This is a genomic window from Flavobacterium sp. PL002 (assembly GCF_054165825.1).
On the sequence record NZ_CM135110.1, the window covers coordinates 3,998,990 to 4,014,970 of the forward strand.

Annotated in this window: 11 protein-coding genes; 3 read left to right on the top strand and 8 right to left on the bottom strand. The window is 33.7% G+C overall.

Annotated features, from left to right (window positions below):
• The first annotated feature begins 248 nt into the window (after positions 1-248).
• The 3 genes from ACVEGE_RS17550 (at position 249) to ACVEGE_RS17560 (ending at position 3,231) form a co-directional block, all read left to right on the top strand.
• A complete protein-coding gene (locus ACVEGE_RS17550; protein WP_173852388.1) occupies positions 249-1,070 on the top strand; it encodes an SDR family oxidoreductase in 822 nt (273 codons plus the stop codon).
• A 251-nt stretch (positions 1,071-1,321) separates the two neighbouring features.
• Positions 1,322-1,498, top strand: coding sequence for a histone H1 (locus ACVEGE_RS17555; RefSeq protein WP_173852390.1), 177 nt, complete (start codon positions 1,322-1,324; stop codon positions 1,496-1,498).
• A 188-nt stretch (positions 1,499-1,686) separates the two neighbouring features.
• Positions 1,687-3,231, top strand: a complete 1,545-nt coding sequence (locus tag ACVEGE_RS17560) for an aldehyde dehydrogenase (NADP(+)) (RefSeq protein WP_192501190.1) — start codon at positions 1,687-1,689, stop codon at positions 3,229-3,231.
• Positions 3,232-3,485: 254 nt separating this feature from the next.
• Here the strand turns inward: ACVEGE_RS17560 and ACVEGE_RS17565 are convergent, their stop codons facing one another.
• The 8 genes from ACVEGE_RS17565 to ACVEGE_RS17600 form a co-directional block, all read right to left on the bottom strand.
• Positions 3,486-4,478 carry a phosphatidylinositol-specific phospholipase C gene (locus tag ACVEGE_RS17565; RefSeq protein WP_225738140.1) on the bottom strand — a complete coding sequence of 331 codons (993 nt, stop codon included), beginning with the start codon at positions 4,476-4,478 and terminating at the stop codon, positions 3,486-3,488.
• A 170-nt stretch (positions 4,479-4,648) separates the two neighbouring features.
• Positions 4,649-6,469 carry an alkaline phosphatase gene (locus tag ACVEGE_RS17570; RefSeq protein ID WP_192501191.1) on the bottom strand — a complete coding sequence of 607 codons (1,821 nt, stop codon included), beginning with the start codon at positions 6,467-6,469 and terminating at the stop codon, positions 4,649-4,651.
• A 193-nt stretch (positions 6,470-6,662) separates the two neighbouring features.
• A complete protein-coding gene (locus tag ACVEGE_RS17575; RefSeq protein WP_192501192.1) occupies positions 6,663-8,198 on the bottom strand; it encodes a RagB/SusD family nutrient uptake outer membrane protein in 1,536 nt (511 codons plus the stop codon).
• A gap of 23 nt (positions 8,199-8,221) precedes the next feature.
• Positions 8,222-11,614 carry a TonB-dependent receptor gene (locus tag ACVEGE_RS17580; RefSeq protein WP_192501193.1) on the bottom strand — a complete coding sequence of 1,131 codons (3,393 nt, stop codon included), beginning with the start codon at positions 11,612-11,614 and terminating at the stop codon, positions 8,222-8,224.
• Between the two features lie 129 nt (positions 11,615-11,743).
• Positions 11,744-12,664: a FecR family protein gene (locus ACVEGE_RS17585; protein WP_192501194.1), complete on the bottom strand. Its 921-nt coding sequence runs from the start codon at positions 12,662-12,664 to the stop codon at positions 11,744-11,746.
• Positions 12,665-12,776: 112 nt separating this feature from the next.
• Positions 12,777-13,331 carry an RNA polymerase sigma-70 factor gene (locus ACVEGE_RS17590; protein WP_192501195.1) on the bottom strand — a complete coding sequence of 185 codons (555 nt, stop codon included), beginning with the start codon at positions 13,329-13,331 and terminating at the stop codon, positions 12,777-12,779.
• 409 nt (positions 13,332-13,740) lie between these two features.
• On the bottom strand, positions 13,741-15,108 hold the full coding sequence (locus ACVEGE_RS17595; RefSeq protein WP_192501196.1) for a polysaccharide lyase family 7 protein: 1,368 nt from the start codon (positions 15,106-15,108) through the stop codon (positions 13,741-13,743).
• Between the two features lie 212 nt (positions 15,109-15,320).
• On the bottom strand, positions 15,321-15,821 hold the full coding sequence (locus ACVEGE_RS17600; protein WP_192501197.1) for a pyridoxamine 5'-phosphate oxidase family protein: 501 nt from the start codon (positions 15,819-15,821) through the stop codon (positions 15,321-15,323).
• Between the last annotated feature and the right edge of the window lie 160 nt (positions 15,822-15,981).

The following is a 15,981-nucleotide window of genomic DNA, read 5'->3' on the forward strand; positions in this document are numbered from 1 at the left end:
TTAAAATTAGCCATAGATTAAATTGATTTTCAAAGGTTAAATCCTTTTAATCGTATTGATCTGTGGCTAAAATTTTGAGAAGAAAAAAAAAGATGCATTTTAAGCTAATAGTTTTAAACTCTATTTGAGACCTCTAATTCTCATACACTCCATATATAATATTATAACTATTGTAAAAAGTAGCATAACCCATTCCCTTATTAAGAACCTTAATTTTACTGTACTAAAATAATTTTAATACAAGCAAAATGAAGAAGCAAACAATATTTATCACAGGAGCAGGATCAGGATTAGGGAAAGGAACAGCAATAGGACTAGCACAACAAGGGCACAAAGTAATTGCTGCCGTGCATACATGGGAACAAATGTCTCGATTTAAAGAAGAATTAGCAGACACCGATTATAAAGAACAAATTGAATTGATAAAAATAGACATTTTAGATCCTATTGACCGCAAAAGAGCGTGGCAATACGATATTGATATTCTAGTAAACAATGCTGGTAGAGCCGAAACCGGACCTATGGCAGAGATTCCAGTAAATTATCTTAGAGAAGTAATGGAGGTCAACACCTTTGGAACACTTGAATTCTCACAGCCTTTTATTAAAAAAATGGTTGAAAAGAAAAAAGGGAAAGTTATTTTTCTTTCATCGATTGCTGGATTAGTGACTAATCCGTTTTTAGGAGCTTATAACGCATCAAAGCACGCGCTTGAGGCCGTTGTTCAATGTTTACGTGATGAGTTACAACCTTTTGGAGTGACGGTAGCGACTATCAATCCAGGGCCATTCGAAACTGGTTTTAACGATCGCGCTTATGATTCTTACAAACAATGGTTTGATGAAGACGTACACTTTACTCCTAAAAAAGATATTGAGAAAGCAGCGGAACAAATGGGTAAAAAGCAACTTGATCCCCAAATAATGATTGATAAAATGGTTGAAATCATTCCGCAAGAAAATCACAATTTTAGAACCATACACACTGAAGAATTTGTAGCAATGTGTAAGGAATATCAAGACCGTCAATACGATATTCAAACAAACCAAATTGACCCATCTAAGCAATAAAATCACTTAAAAAATTAAGTAATACGCGTCGCTTTTCTACTTTTGTTGGTGGAATAATTCCTTTTTTATCAAAAGAAATACAATAAAAACGGCTTTTTTTTTCAAACCGAAATTCAATTAAACAGTCCAAACCTCGTTTTTGCCCAGTAATTGAGGAAAAAAAGTCCGTTTTGAAATATTTTTAACATAATATTGCTAGGCTATCCACCGCAAAATTCTATTTTTGCGACCTTAACTATAATATAACAATCATGAAAGAATTAGTAGCAAAGATTAACGCTGAATTTGAAACATTTACTGCAGAAACAGAATCTCTAATTGATAAAGGAGTTAAAGCGGCTGGTGCAAGAGCACGTAAGTCAACTTTAGAAATGGAAAAAATGTTAAAAGAATTTAGAAAGCTTTCTATCGAAGAGTCTAAAAAATAATAGCTTATTATTACAAAAGTCCTTAGTTCACGCTAAGGACTTTTTTTATGCATAAAAATTACCGCTTCCCTCCTATTTATCATTAAAACGATAATCCTATAATCTTAAATACTTTAAGGATTATGCCTTGTTTTATTTAAATATGTTTATTTTTGGTAAACCAATTTGGAAAACCAAAAACATACTATATGATTTCTAAAGATACCTTTCAAGCTATAAACCCAGTAGACAACACAATTTTAGCGGACACATTTGCTAATGCTACACCAAAAGAAATTGATGAAGTTGTTGAAAAAGCTACCAATGCTTTTACTGCTTATCGCAAAAAAACTAATGCTGAAAAAGCCCATTTTTTAGAACAAATAGGAATTGAAATTGCTAATTTAGGTGACGCACTTATCAACCGTTGTCATTTAGAAACAGCTTTGCCCATAGCGCGTCTACTAGGAGAACGAGGCAGAACGATCAATCAACTGAATTTGTTTGCAAGTTACTTACGCGAGGGTTCCTGGGTTGATGCCCGCATAGATACCGCTATTCCTGACCGAGCGCCACTACCTAGACCTGATATTAGACATATTTTAATTCCGCTAGGGCCTGTGGCAGTTTTTGGAGCTAGTAATTTTCCGTTAGCGTTTTCTACTGCTGGTGGTGACACTGCATCAGCCCTTGCAGCAGGCTGTCCTGTTATTGTAAAAACGCATGAAGCACATCCTGGAACATCACAAATGATGTCTAATGCAATTTACAAAGCCATAAAAACTTGTAATATGCCCGAAGGGACTTTTGCATTAATTCAAGGAAATTCAAAGAAAATAGGTGCTGCTTTAGTACAGCATTCCGGAATAAAAGCGGTAGGTTTTACGGGATCATTTGCTGGTGGTAAAGCCTTGTTTGATTATGCAAATGCCCGCCCAGAGCCCATTCCTGTCTTTGCCGAAATGGGAAGCACCAATCCAGTTTTTATATTGCCAGAAATGCTTAAAAACGATGCTGCTGTAATTGCCGCTGGTTTAGCACAATCGATCACCATGGGTGTAGGCCAATTTTGTACTAATCCTGGTCTTGTTTTCCTTCATGAGAATATCGATAATATCCCTTTTTATGAGGAATTACAAGCTAAATTCAGTGTGATAGCAGCTGGAACAATGTTAACTCCTAACATCAAGAAAATGTATGATAAGGGCGCATTAGAGACACAAGAAACGAACCAAATTGAAGTGCTTGCTAAAGGAGAAACGAGTACGCTTATAAATAATGCCACTGCCCAATTATTCAAAACAACAAGTCAGCATTTTAATGCAAATCCATCTCTAGCTGAGGAAAACTTTGGCCCGTCGAGTATTATTGTTGAAGCCAGTTCTAAAGAAGCAATTTTAAAACATGCCAGCGACTTACAAGGTCATTTAACGGCGACCGTTTTTGGAACATCAAATGATCTTTTGGCTTACAAAGAACTTTTTGATATATTAGAGTTAAAAGTAGGCCGAATCCTTATCAACAACTACCCTACTGGTGTTGAGGTTTGCCACGCAATGGTACACGGAGGCCCATTTCCTGCTACAACAGCACCTAATTCTACCTCAGTAGGAACAGGCGCTATAGAGCGATTTGTACGTCCGGTTTGCTATCAAAACTATCCGGAAGCTTTATTGCCTGATGCTTTAAAAAATGCCAATCCATTACATATTTTCAGGTTGGTAAATGGCGAAATCACAACTGCAAAATGCTAAAATAATAAGGCTGTCCGGGCTGGCTATTCACTACAAGTCCGCAGGAACCAGTCTATAAAACTAAAACCCCAAAATGAGCTTCCTACGGTCGCTATTTTGGGGTTTGTTTTATAAAAAGACTGTTACCTTTGCGGGCTTTCCGTTGCTATCCTTGACAGTAATTCATTTTTTTAAGAACTTTATTTCTTGTAAGGACGGTACCATTTATTTCACCATTTAAAAAAAAGTAGCAAGAATTAGGTTAAAGTAGTACTTTAATTAAAATTTGTTTTAATCATTAAATCATTGGTAGTTGCATCAGTAAAATCTATAATTACAATCCCAAAATGACCTGCATTATTAGTCGTGAAATAATTCTTAACTTTTGGGTTTATAGCGTTTGAAACTGTTGGAATACTCGGAATTCCAAAAAGACCTGACTTGTAACCGCTGCAGTAGTTTAAATACAATTTAGCATCATTACCTAGTTTTGCTTCATTTGCTAAAGCAGTAATAGCTGTCCATTTTGCACTATTATCAGCTACTTTGTACACATCTTGTACTTTAATAGCCTGTGTAGCATTAATTTCAAAAACGGTATTATCTGTCCAGTTTGTAGCATCAATACCTTTTGTATTAACAGCAGCAAAACGTCTTAACAATACAATTTTTCCTTTTACTGATTTTAGAGTTGGAATTGTATTTCCTAATGAAAACAGTTCTGGAAACTGTTGCACATAAGAATCAAAAGTAGCCTCATACGTACGGTTATTTCCTGATGCTGTATGCTCCTCTTTTAAAGACATGATTATAGTCTCTGATGGATTTTGAGTCAAAAAACTTTTACAACTGTTCAATACATTAGTGAAATTTATTTTTTGGTACACTACTCCGTGATGAATTTCAAAAGTATTATTGTAATGACGCCCACGAATATCCAGGTAACGAACACCCGCCTTTAATTGATCGTCAATAGATAAGTTTTGACATTTTGCTGTGCCAGAAAAAGTTTCATAACGAGCCCCTGAATCGTGTGTTCCTGGAATGGTGAAAGCAGTTAACTTTTGGTTTTCATCTAAGGCACCCATCCAGTTTGATAAAGTGTAGGAAGCTGCTTTAGCCGTTAGCAATTTACTTTGTGGGACACTAACCTTAGTTTCCTGAATACTTGCATTTACAGTGCCTTCAATAGAAGGTGCAGAACAAGAAACTAAAAATGTAGCTGCAATAAACATTTTTAGACCGAATTTTAAAACATGATTTTTCATAAAATATGATTTGAGTTTATACTACTACTATGTCTCAAAAATCAGTTTTAAGTTGGGTAATAAGCATTTAACAAATAGTTAAGTAATTGTAAATCAATATAAAAAAAAAAGCTATTCTACTTTTTAAAAGTAAAACAGCTATTACTAATAAACAAAAAAAGCTTTTATTTTTAGAGCAAAATAGATTGTATTTTATCAAAAATAGCGGTGTTTTGATAGGTGCCTTTAAAAATTTCGGCACCTGGACCATAAGCAAAAACAGGAACGGTAACTGCCGTATGATCATTAGTACTAAAATCACCATGAACATATCCTTTTTCAATACTACCATCAATTAATGATAAACCGCCTGTTTCGTGATCAGCAGTAACGATTAGCAAGGTTTCTTTATTATTGTCAACATATTCCATGGCTAAACCTACTAATTGATCAAAATCTAAAAGCTCTCTTACCACATAATCCAATTCGTTTTTATGTCCTCCATAATCAATTTGAGCTCCCTCTTCCATTATAAAAAATGGCTTTTTAGATCTGGAAAAAGTCTTAATTGTTTTTGTAAAAGCTTTAGATAAAAAATCCCCTCTTCCTTCTTTTTTAGAAACAACGGCTTCATTATCTACTAGTACAAATTTGCTGTTTTTAATAGTATCTAGCGCGCTAAATTTATCCGAAAAGGTATATCCTTTTTCTTGTAGTTGTTTGCCTAAGTTTTTACCATCTTTTCTATGTATAAATTCGTTTGTTCCTCCTCCTATTAAAATATCTGTAGGATAGCTTAAAAAATCCAAAGCAATGGCTTCATTAAAACTTCGATCGCTTTGTTTTGCATAAAATGCAGCTGGAGTTGCGTCGGTGACATTTCCAGAAGAAATTAGGGCCGTTTGAAAATTGTTTTTAGTTACTATTTGTATGATGGATTCTAGAGGTTTTCCAGTTTCATCAACACCTATAAAGCGGTTATTAGTTTTATGTCCAGTTGCCATAGCTGTAGCTGCCGCAGCAGAATCTGTAATATAACTATCGGAGGCATTGGTAATCGAAAATCCTTGCACTGGCATGTTAAACATATTCAATTGCCCTTTATTTGTAGTGTAACCAGCATAAATTTGGGTTAATCCCATTCCGTCACCTATCAACAATATAATATTTTTAGGCTTTTTAACTTTGGCGAAAGCCAAAGAATTTTCAGGAATATAAGCGGTATGAAATTCAGTGTTTTGATAGTAATTCCTTTTTAAATCACCTATGAATTGTGATAACTTAGTCGTATTGTCTGTGGCGATATAATCTACGTCTAAATTCATTAAAGCAATCCAAGTATTCACATTATCTTGCGTTGACCAAAATCTAATTTTTTTATGTTGCTCGTGCACTTTGGCAATAATGGCTTTTATTTTATTAGCATCCACTTCAGTTAAAACACCTTTACCGTTCCAATGCGTGTGGTTTTTTAGGTCTTCACTAATCATTTCAATTCGTGCCAATTGCTCTGTTGTATAAACTTCATTTATTCGTCCGTCAAAAGAAATATAAGAAGGATAATTTTTCCATAAAGATGGATCTGGTCTGTTCCCTGAAATGATAATTTTTAGTGCTTTGTTTTCAATAATTTCAGGGTAATTGATTAATTGTTGAACGATCAGTTTTAAAGTAGCAACTGCATCCGACTTTACATCAATCATCAAGATTAAGGCTTTATTGTTTGGGTACACTTTACCCTGCAAAGCTTTTATTTTATTGGTAAGCGGTTCTAAATATTGTTTCTTTAAAGTGTTATCTGGATTACTATCTGCTACTGAATGTGCTACAAATAAATCGTTATTTACTAGAAATACATCGGCTTCAATGACTCCAACTTCATTACTATAGGCAGCTGTAAAAGGAAGTGCGTTAGCGTAATCATTGTGTGAATGGATGTTTGAAGAGGTGTACTCTTGAACTTGCGCAAACAAGAAAACAGGAAAACAAATGAGGATAATTATTTTTTTCATTAGAATATTGTTTGTCTATTAATTATGCTGCTAGAAGTGTAAATAGTACTACTGTTTAATAATAAAACCAACCTTTTAGAGCTAAAAGACTGGTTTTTAAGTTAGAAATCATGTCTTTTTTTTGCTTTACACCTGCGAGATCACAACAAACCCACAGGGTAAAGACTAAAAAAAACAAAATTGAAATTATAGATTACCAACCTTGATTTTGCGTAAGCGTTCCTTTACTTACTGCGATTTCATCTGGTGGTATTGGCCATACGTTATGTATTACTGGATTAAAATTACGAGCTGGGTAAATTACTACTCCGTTATAATCATGTAACGGTTGTGCGTAGGTTGCTTGCGCATCACCCCAACGTACAAGGTCAAAATGACGGTCTGTCCACTCCCCTGCTAGCTCACAACGTCTTTCTCTTTTTAAGTCGGTCATTGTTGCTCCCGAAAGACTTGGCAAACCAGCACGATTGCGAATCATATTAATTTCGGTATCGGCATTTTGACCTTTCATTAATTTGGCTTCAGCCATCATCAAAATCACATCTGCATAACGCAATAAGGGCACATTTAAAGCCGTTGAAGGTTTGTCCCCGTTTGCATTTACGTAACGCGTATCAACGCTACCCGAAGTTGTTTTAGGAAAACTAAAAGGATCCATATATTTCTTAAATTGCATACCTGTACGGTTGCTAGAACTTACTTGGTAAGCGCCTTCGTTAAAAGTCACTTCGTTACCAAAATAAGTGAACTTATCACCTTTTTTCAATATTGTAGCCGCAAGTCTTTTATCATTTGCAACATAAGTATCTAATAATTCTTTTGTAGGATAAAAATTTCCCCATCCATTGTATGCGCCCCAACCTTTATCTTCAAGACAAACACCTGGAAAAATAGATCCTAATGTAGTTGTTCCCGCACTTGAAGTTGCAGACCAGATATATTCTGAAGACCAATTGTTACTCACTTTGAACACATCTTCAAAATTTGGCAACAAAGCTTGTTTACCGCTTTTCATGATTAAGTCAGCATATTTTATTGCATTATCATAATCCTTTGCGTACAAATAAGTACGAACTAAATATCCCCAGGCAGCAGTTTTATGCGCTCGCCCATAATTATCAGTACTTAACTCACTAAAATAAGGAAGTAAATCTGCTGCTTTAACTAAGTCAGCTGCGATGTAAGCGTAATTTTCTGCTACATTTTTTGTACGCGGAATATAAATATTTGTAGGATCTTCTCTATCTTGAATTGGAATTCCGGCGCGGTCATCTCCATAACGATAAGCCAATTCTAAATGCATTACTGCATGATTAAAATACGCTTCGCCTAACATTCTATTTTTTGTAGGCTCGTCAATAGTAATGTTTGGAATATTTCGAATCACATCATTACAACGTTTCATAATTTCGTAATGTACTTTCCAGATATCTTTAGTATCAGACTCAGAGCCATCAACAATAAAGTTCTTTATACGTTCGGCATTTTGTCTTGGTTTAGTTCCAATATCATCACTGGCATTATTAAGCCAAAAGAACCCTCGCCCGTACATATTATCGTCATTATAAAGTGCATATATGGAGTTTACGCCTGCTTTTGCATCAGCAGCAGTTTTCCAGAAATTACCAGTTGAAGGCGCTCCTTGCGGTATTTGATCCAGCTCATTCTCACAACTTAATGTTGCAAAAAGAAGTCCTAAACCGATGAATAAAAAACTTATTTTTTTCATTTTGCTTTAATTTTATTGTTTCTTTAAAAAGATAAATTGATTCCTGACATGTAAATTCTAGATAGTGGATAACGCCCTAAGTCCATTCCGAAATTGTTTAACCCCACCTCTGGATCCATTCCAGAATATTTAGTAATGGTAAATAAATTTTGAGCAGAGACATACACTCTTAATTTTACTTTATCTTTAAATAATTGGTTGTTAAAAGTATATCCTAAAGACACATTTCTCAATCGTAAGAATGAACCATCTTCAATATAAAAATCTGAAATTCGACCAAAATTATTATTGTTATCCTTAGCCGATAGAATAGGAATTGAAGTATCAGTATTAGTTGGCGACCAAGCGTTTTTAGAGTCAGATAATAAGTTATAACCTGGGAAAGAAGCATTAAGTCCCGTATGTTTTACGGCATTAAAAACACTATTTCCAGCAACACCTTGCAAGAAGATATTCATATCAAACCCTTTGTAATTAAAATTTGCATTGAAGCTATACGTTGTTTTAGGAAAAGGATTTCCTAATACAATACGGTCACTATTATTAATTACGCCATCACCATTGACATCCTTAAACTTGATGTCTCCCGCTACGGCATTGGGTTGGTATTTAACCCCCGTAGTATTTACATAAGTGTTCACTTCGTCTACAGATTGAAACAATCCATCTGTTGAAAAACCATAAAAAGAATTCAGGGCGCTCCCTACTTCATATACATTGGCAATAGGTAAACTACGCACACGCGCTCTACCTTGAGGTTCAAAGTTTGTCAAATCATCTTTGATTGAAACCACCTTGTTTTTTAGCATCGAGGCATTTACTGTAAAGTCCATTTTAAAATCACCAATAGACTCTTTATAATTCAAACTTAACTCGATCCCTTTGTTTTCTACCTTTCCAGCGTTTACCGTTTGCCCTTCATTTGCACCAGCAAGACCCGGTAATTGATTGTTAACCAACATATCCTTATTTGTTTTCACAAAAACGTCAACAGTACCACTTAATTTATTGTTTAACAAACCAAAATCCAGACCTAAGTTCGTTTGCTCAGAACTTTCCCAAATCAAGTTAGCGTTAGATAATTTTCTTTCGGCATACCCATAATTGATAATTGGAGTATCTCCCAATAAAGACAATGTTTGTGTTAACGGCACACTAAATTCATAAGGTTGCAGACTTCCTAGGTTACCTATTTGTCCCCAGCTAGCACGTAATTTTAGATTAGAAATTATGGACTTAGTGTTTGCCATGAATCCCTCTTTAGAAATTAACCATCCCGCTGATAGCGATGGATAAACTTCCCAACGGTTAGCAGAAGTAAGTTTAGAAGTTCCGTCACGGCGTACAATTCCAGAGAATAAATACTTATCAGCATACGAGTAATTTAACCTCCCTACATAAGAGATTAGTAACTGACGGTTTCCGTTTGCACCTAACTGTCTAAAATCTTTTCCATTTACAAAATAGCGTTGTGAAGGATCTTCATTATCAAAGCCCGTAGCCGATATTTGGAAATATTCTTGTTTCGTATCTTGGTAGGTATATCCTCCTAAAACCGTAAAGCTATGGTCTCCTATTTTTTTATCTAATGTTAAAGTTTGTTCCCCTAATATATCCGTTAGCGTAGTCGAAGATTGAATTAGTTGGTTAAAATCAAATATTTTTCCAGGCTCCGTAACTTTAGAAACAAATTGTTTGCTATTATTTTCAATGCGAGTAATACCCCAGTTAGATTTAAAAGTTAATCCCTTAACTATTTCCCATTGTGCATAAGGATTAATCAAAATGGTAGAGATAGGATTACTGTTATCTAATCTTTTTAAATAGGCAACAGGATTAATAACGTCACCGTAAGAACCAATGTATTTACTAGGGACACCACCAAATTGTCCTGAGCCATCTTGTTTATAAATAGTGGCGTTAGGAGGATAAAAAATAGCCGACAGAATAGCTCCAACATAGCCATCATTAGTATTGGCCGTTTGTCCGTTTTTTAACGAATAAGTAATGTTCTCACCAATAGTAAATTTAGGTGTTATTTTAAAAGAAGAGTTGGCTCTAGCCGTATATCTTTCAGAAAAGGTATTCAACAAAATCCCTTCATTTTTACGGTATCCTCCAGAAATAAAGAAGTTTGATTTTTCGCTACCGCCATCAATAGAAAGGGTTAGGTCTTGAATATTACCTTTTCGAAATATTTCATCCATCCATACGGTATTTGTGGTTCTAGCACTTGGTTCTTGATTTACATCAAAAGCCGCAACTCTAGGCAAACCAGCATTATCGGTTGCTGTGTTCATAGCATCAGCATATTCAGCTGCATTTAAAGCTTCTAATTTTTTGGCTACATTTTGATACCCGCCTTGATAATTTACGTTTACACGAACACGATCAGCAGATCCTTTTTTAGAAGTAACTAAAATCACCCCACCCGAAGCACGAGCACCGTAAATGGCTGCAGAAGCCGCATCTTTTAGCACACTTATCGAAGCAATATCATTAGGATTTATATCATTAAAAGAACCGCTGTAAACAATCCCGTCCAAAACGATTAATGGTGATTCTGCATTAATAGAACCCACTCCCCTAATATTTATTGTAGGTGGCGCCATTGGGTCTCCCCCATTATTGATGACCGTAACTCCAGCAACCGTTCCTTGTAATAATTCAGCTGTTGAATTGTAAGTTCTGCTTGAAGACTCTTTCATTGACACACTAGAGACTGCGCCTACAACTTGAGATTTTTTTACACTTCCGTATCCCATAACCACAACTTCGTTGAGTTGCTTCATATCGGCCAATAGCCTAACATTTAAAACTTTATTAGCATCATTTACGGCTACTTCTTGCGTAACATATCCAATATAAGAAAATAGTAGTGTAGCTTCTGCTGTATTAACAACGAGGCTGAATGTTCCGTCAAAATCAGTAACGGTGGCAATAGTGGAACCTTTTACTTTTATCCCTACTCCAGGTAATGGCATTCCGTCATCATCTCCATAAACAATTCCAGAAATAGTGATTTTATCTAGATCTATGGTACTTACTTTTAAACTTTTTTTTATGACGATGTTATTGTTATTGACAATTTCGTAACGAAGAAAAAGGTTTGTACAAATTTTATTAAGCGCTTGTTCTAAAGGAACATCGTTAAATTTTAAAGTGATTTTTTGATTGGCATTGATTTGATTCGTTTCGTACATAAAATGTACATCAACTTGATTTTCTATCTTCTGAAAAATATTTTTTATAGTTTCATTTTCTACTTTTAATGTCACTCTTTTATTGCCATCAATCCCAGCTGCTTTTGCTGTTATTCCGATGAAAAATAAACTAACAAAGAGGAGTAGTTTTGCCAACGCAGATTTTTTAATGCCCTGATAATTTTTGACATACCGCATTTGTTTTTCATTCATAATCGTCATTTTTAAATTTAAGTTAGGTTGTTCTTGATTTTATATAATTATTCTACGTAGCATTCTTTAGTATTCTATTTACCCATTTGTAAATTATCTAGTATGGATTTCAATTTTTCAAGTAAAAAATTACTTTATAGTATAAACTCCTTTTTCTAATTTATAAGTAGCATTGACAATATTGCACGCTAAATCAATAACTTGATCAACGGGAAGCGCTTTGAAATAGGCACTTATTTTTAGATTATTCAAATTTTTATTTTCAACTTTTATAACCACATTATAATTGCGATTTAGTGTAGCGATCACTTCTGGAAAAGGAGTTTCTTCGAAAACCAGAATGTTTTTTCGCCATGGCGATACTGTATTTTTTGCCACACCGTTATATGCATGAAGTTTATTATTTTGAGTTTTAAAAACTACTTTTTGACCTGGAGTTACATACACATTCTTATCAGTAACAGTCGATTTTACATTTACTTTTCCGGTTAATACCGAAACTTCTTGTTTTAGTTGATCAGGATAAGCTTGCACATTAAAACTAGTTCCTACTACTTTTGTATCCATCTTATCAGTGTGTATTATAAATGGATGCACTTTATCTTTGGCAACATCAAAAAAAGCCTCGCCTATTAAAGTAACCTCTCGAGTACCACCTTTAAACTCGGCTGGGTATTTTAACGTACTCGCTGCATTGAGCCATATTTGGGTACCATCACTCAAAACAATCTTAGAGCGCTCCCCCTTATTTGTGACATATTCTCTATTATTGAAAAGTGAGGTAGAAAAATAAAAAAAAGAAGAAAGTCCCATTAGTACTAAAAAAGAAGCGGCAATAGCCCAATTTTTTCTCGATATAAAAAACATATTATTTGTCTTTTTGATTACTGCGATTTCCCTTTTTATTTTAGCATCACTAGAAGTAATCATCTTTAAGTTCTCTGCTGTAAATTTGGGGTTAGTAAACCAATTGTTCCATAGTTCTTGTCCTTTTAAAGATGTCTTTCCTTCTAAGAAAAGTTTTATATGTTGCTGTAATTGTTCTGGCATTATAATTTGATTATTGCTTTAATATTATGTCTTTGAAATTGTTTTTTTAGGTAGGTTTGTAAGGTTACGCTTGTGTTAAGAAAAAAAAACACCATTTAATAATAGCAGTCTTTTAATTGAACTCACCTAAATAGGAACGCATAAACTTAAGCGCATACGAAATGTGGTATTTGACTGTTTCCAGCGAAATATTAAGCTCTTCAGCAATTTCTTTATTGGTGTATTGTTTGAATCTGCTTAATACAAAAACTTCTTTGGCTTTTTTAGGAAGTAACGAAGTGGCTTTGTCTACTGCTTCTTGCAATTCGTCATGATAGATAGACTCTATCGTATTGTTACTATTAGATGTTACTATATTATTACCAGCAACTTCCCTAATATATTGATCCGTTATGGTATGCGCTTTTATATAATCTAAGGTTACGTAGCGTACGGAGGTGTAGATATAAGCCGAAAATTTCTTTTGAATGACTAAGACTTTGCGTCGTTCCCAAATTGTGGTAAAAACTTCTTGAACAATCTCCTCAGCAATAGGAATAGATTTCATCCTTACGTAGACAAATCGAACCAATAAGTCTCGATACCGAAAATACAATTCGTCAAACGCTTTGTCTTTGCCTTGCTGTAACAAATCGACAAGTTCTTCATCCGTATGTTTTTTATACATGACTGTTCGCTTTTTTATTATTTATCAAAAAGTAAACTTGTCTTGTAAGACTTAATGGGATTAATTTGTTGTGATGTATTCGTGATTTTAAAAATGACATATAATACAGTATTTGGTTTTATTATATGTCTTCAAAAATAACCTCAAGGGTAGGTTTTCAAGGTTACGCTTACATTAATAAAAAGAGTTATTAATGAAACATTGTGTTAACATTCATTGTAATAGCATTAATATATCCGGTCTTTAAATACTAAGGGATAGAAATTAATCTAAAATTAATTTGATTGTTTAGAAACAAAAAAGAGAGACAGTCTACATTATAGACTATCTCTCTTTATTATGAAAAAATTATAAAACTCTGTTACGAAATAAATTCTATTTGATGAGTAACAAGTATAGAAAACAATTATTAATTGTGTGAAACACTAAGGTTTTTAATCGCTACTAAACCGTATGAACCATCATAGCTTGTACCTTTAACTGATTGTAAATAATTACCCGTTTTAAAATAATTAGCTTCAGTACTTGTATTCATTTTTTGAGAGAATACTAGTGATGAACCATTATATAGGTAAACTGTACTTCCAGTATATTTAATTGTAAAAGTATAAGTCGTTCCTAAAGAATATCCTGTAAATGATTTACTACCTCCAAGTACTTTTTCAGTAATATAACCACTTACTTTTAACTTTACGGCTCCTGTAGATTGATTAGCTGCGCCATCAAATTGAACACGGATAATATCATCAACTGCTACACCACTTTTATTTTTCTCAGGACCATGAATTTGTCCAAAACATAAAGTCCCAGAAGTTCCATTCTCCCCTTTAGGTAATTTGTCTACTTTAACTGTCCAAGTCATAGTATGTGTTCCGGTAGAGCCATCCCAACTTGCTTCGTTTCCACTAATTAATTCTCTTAATTCAACTCTAGGATTAGAAGAATTTGAAGATGTTCCTAAACCTCTGTAACATTTAAAATAAGTCCAAGAACCGTCAGTATAAAAATAATTAGGGTCATTGTAAGTATTATATGATACTCCGCTTGCAGTAGTAATATCATCATAATAAACTGCTGATGATCCAGGAGTACCTTTGAAGCTATTAATTTTCCAAGTGTTTGCTGTAATTCCTAAAATAGATGTAGGATAAGTAGTTCCAGTAGGAGGAGTTACTGTTCCACTATCGCTATCACTTTGACTATAAATTTCAGTGTCAATAATACTATTCCAGCTATTAACTGAATTTCCAAAACAAGAAATCCTTACATATCTTGCGCTCGTAGGTACAGTCAATGAATACGTCTCTAAGGAGGAAGTACTACCACTACTTCCTGATGTTTTAGCATCATAAACAGTTGTTAAGTCACTCAATGAGTTTCCTACTCTAATTTGGAAATACGTTTTTCTTTCATTTCCATTATACCAAGCAATTTTCAAACTTGAAATGGTTTTACTACTTCCTAAATCATAAGTAATGTACTTTCCTGAAGCTCCATTAGAAGACCATCTAGTAGAAGATTTACCATCAATTGTGTTTGCAGCTACATTTCCGTCATCTCCATTAGCAGATACAGTTAAAGAAGTGATTTTACTTATAGTCGTTTTTGCAGTCAAACCACTAGTAACATTTTCAGTGATCACACTATTAGCATCTAATTGAGTGGCATCATCAGATGAGCAACTACAAAATAAAGCGAAACTCAAAGGAGTTAACAACAAAGCATTTTTGAACTTTAAAAAGTTCGTAGGTTTCTTTAAAATCAAATTTTTTTTCATAAAATAATATTTAATATTAATAATTAATTGGGGTACTTAATTTGGTTCACCAAATTGGATTACCAAATTAACGTGTTTATTTCTAAAATATTATAATTATAATTGAAAATATAATCTGATTAAATAAAATAGCCCGTGGTTATTGATTAGATGGTAGAAAAAAAAAATTGAATAAAAAAAAACACCAATTATATAATTGATGCCTTTATAATTTAAACATTTAATTTACCTTGATCCATTAGATCAGGTTCGTCGCCAGTTAATGCTCCCATTCCCATTTTTAATAAAGTAACAAGAGTATTATTTTTTGGATCCCAATAAAATACTTCTGCAGGAATTACAGCAATTGCAGTAATATTTGGATCATTTACACCTTCAAACCATGCATCGTCTGAACTTTTATATAACTCCTTAATAATATCAATATCTGTTGAAACTTTGGCTTGACCAAAAACATTTAAAAATTTCATTTTACTAGGATCAGAATATATTAAATGCATCGCACTATTTTGAATAATGTTTTTATTATGTTGACTATTTTTATTACTTAGAAACCATATTTGTCCTGAATCGTCAACTTTTTTTGTACTCATTGGTACCATATGTAAGGGATTATCCTTTAATCCAGTAGCAAACATAGCAAAATCAATATCAGTTGCTAGGTCTTTAATTTTCTGTTTAGCCTCTTCGCTAAATAAGTTTTTAGTACTCATAATGCTTTATTTATAGGTTTTTAAATTTATTTGATATTAAAGATATAACTAAACTTTTATAAGGATCAGATCTCATTGTAATCTTGAAAATGTTTCATAAAATAGTACAAATAGTTAATTAGATTAATTTTAGTTCTACGTTGAGTTGTAAACGCAAAGC

Excerpts from the sequence above, each read along its gene's own strand:
- ACVEGE_RS17550 (WP_173852388.1), top strand. The coding sequence starts at position 249 with ATGAAGAAGCAAACAATATTTATCACAGGAGCAGGATCAGGATTAGGG.
- ACVEGE_RS17555 (WP_173852390.1), top strand. The coding sequence starts at position 1,322 with ATGAAAGAATTAGTAGCAAAGATTAACGCTGAATTTGAAACATTTACT.
- ACVEGE_RS17560 (WP_192501190.1), top strand. The coding sequence starts at position 1,687 with ATGATTTCTAAAGATACCTTTCAAGCTATAAACCCAGTAGACAACACA.
- ACVEGE_RS17565 (WP_225738140.1), bottom strand. The coding sequence starts at position 4,478 with ATGAAAAATCATGTTTTAAAATTCGGTCTAAAAATGTTTATTGCAGCT.
- ACVEGE_RS17570 (WP_192501191.1), bottom strand. The coding sequence starts at position 6,469 with ATGAAAAAAATAATTATCCTCATTTGTTTTCCTGTTTTCTTGTTTGCG.
- ACVEGE_RS17575 (WP_192501192.1), bottom strand. The coding sequence starts at position 8,198 with ATGAAAAAAATAAGTTTTTTATTCATCGGTTTAGGACTTCTTTTTGCA.
- ACVEGE_RS17580 (WP_192501193.1), bottom strand. The coding sequence starts at position 11,614 with ATGAATGAAAAACAAATGCGGTATGTCAAAAATTATCAGGGCATTAAA.
- ACVEGE_RS17585 (WP_192501194.1), bottom strand. The coding sequence starts at position 12,664 with ATGCCAGAACAATTACAGCAACATATAAAACTTTTCTTAGAAGGAAAG.
- ACVEGE_RS17590 (WP_192501195.1), bottom strand. The coding sequence starts at position 13,331 with ATGTATAAAAAACATACGGATGAAGAACTTGTCGATTTGTTACAGCAA.
- ACVEGE_RS17595 (WP_192501196.1), bottom strand. The coding sequence starts at position 15,108 with ATGAAAAAAAATTTGATTTTAAAGAAACCTACGAACTTTTTAAAGTTC.
- ACVEGE_RS17600 (WP_192501197.1), bottom strand. The coding sequence starts at position 15,821 with ATGAGTACTAAAAACTTATTTAGCGAAGAGGCTAAACAGAAAATTAAA.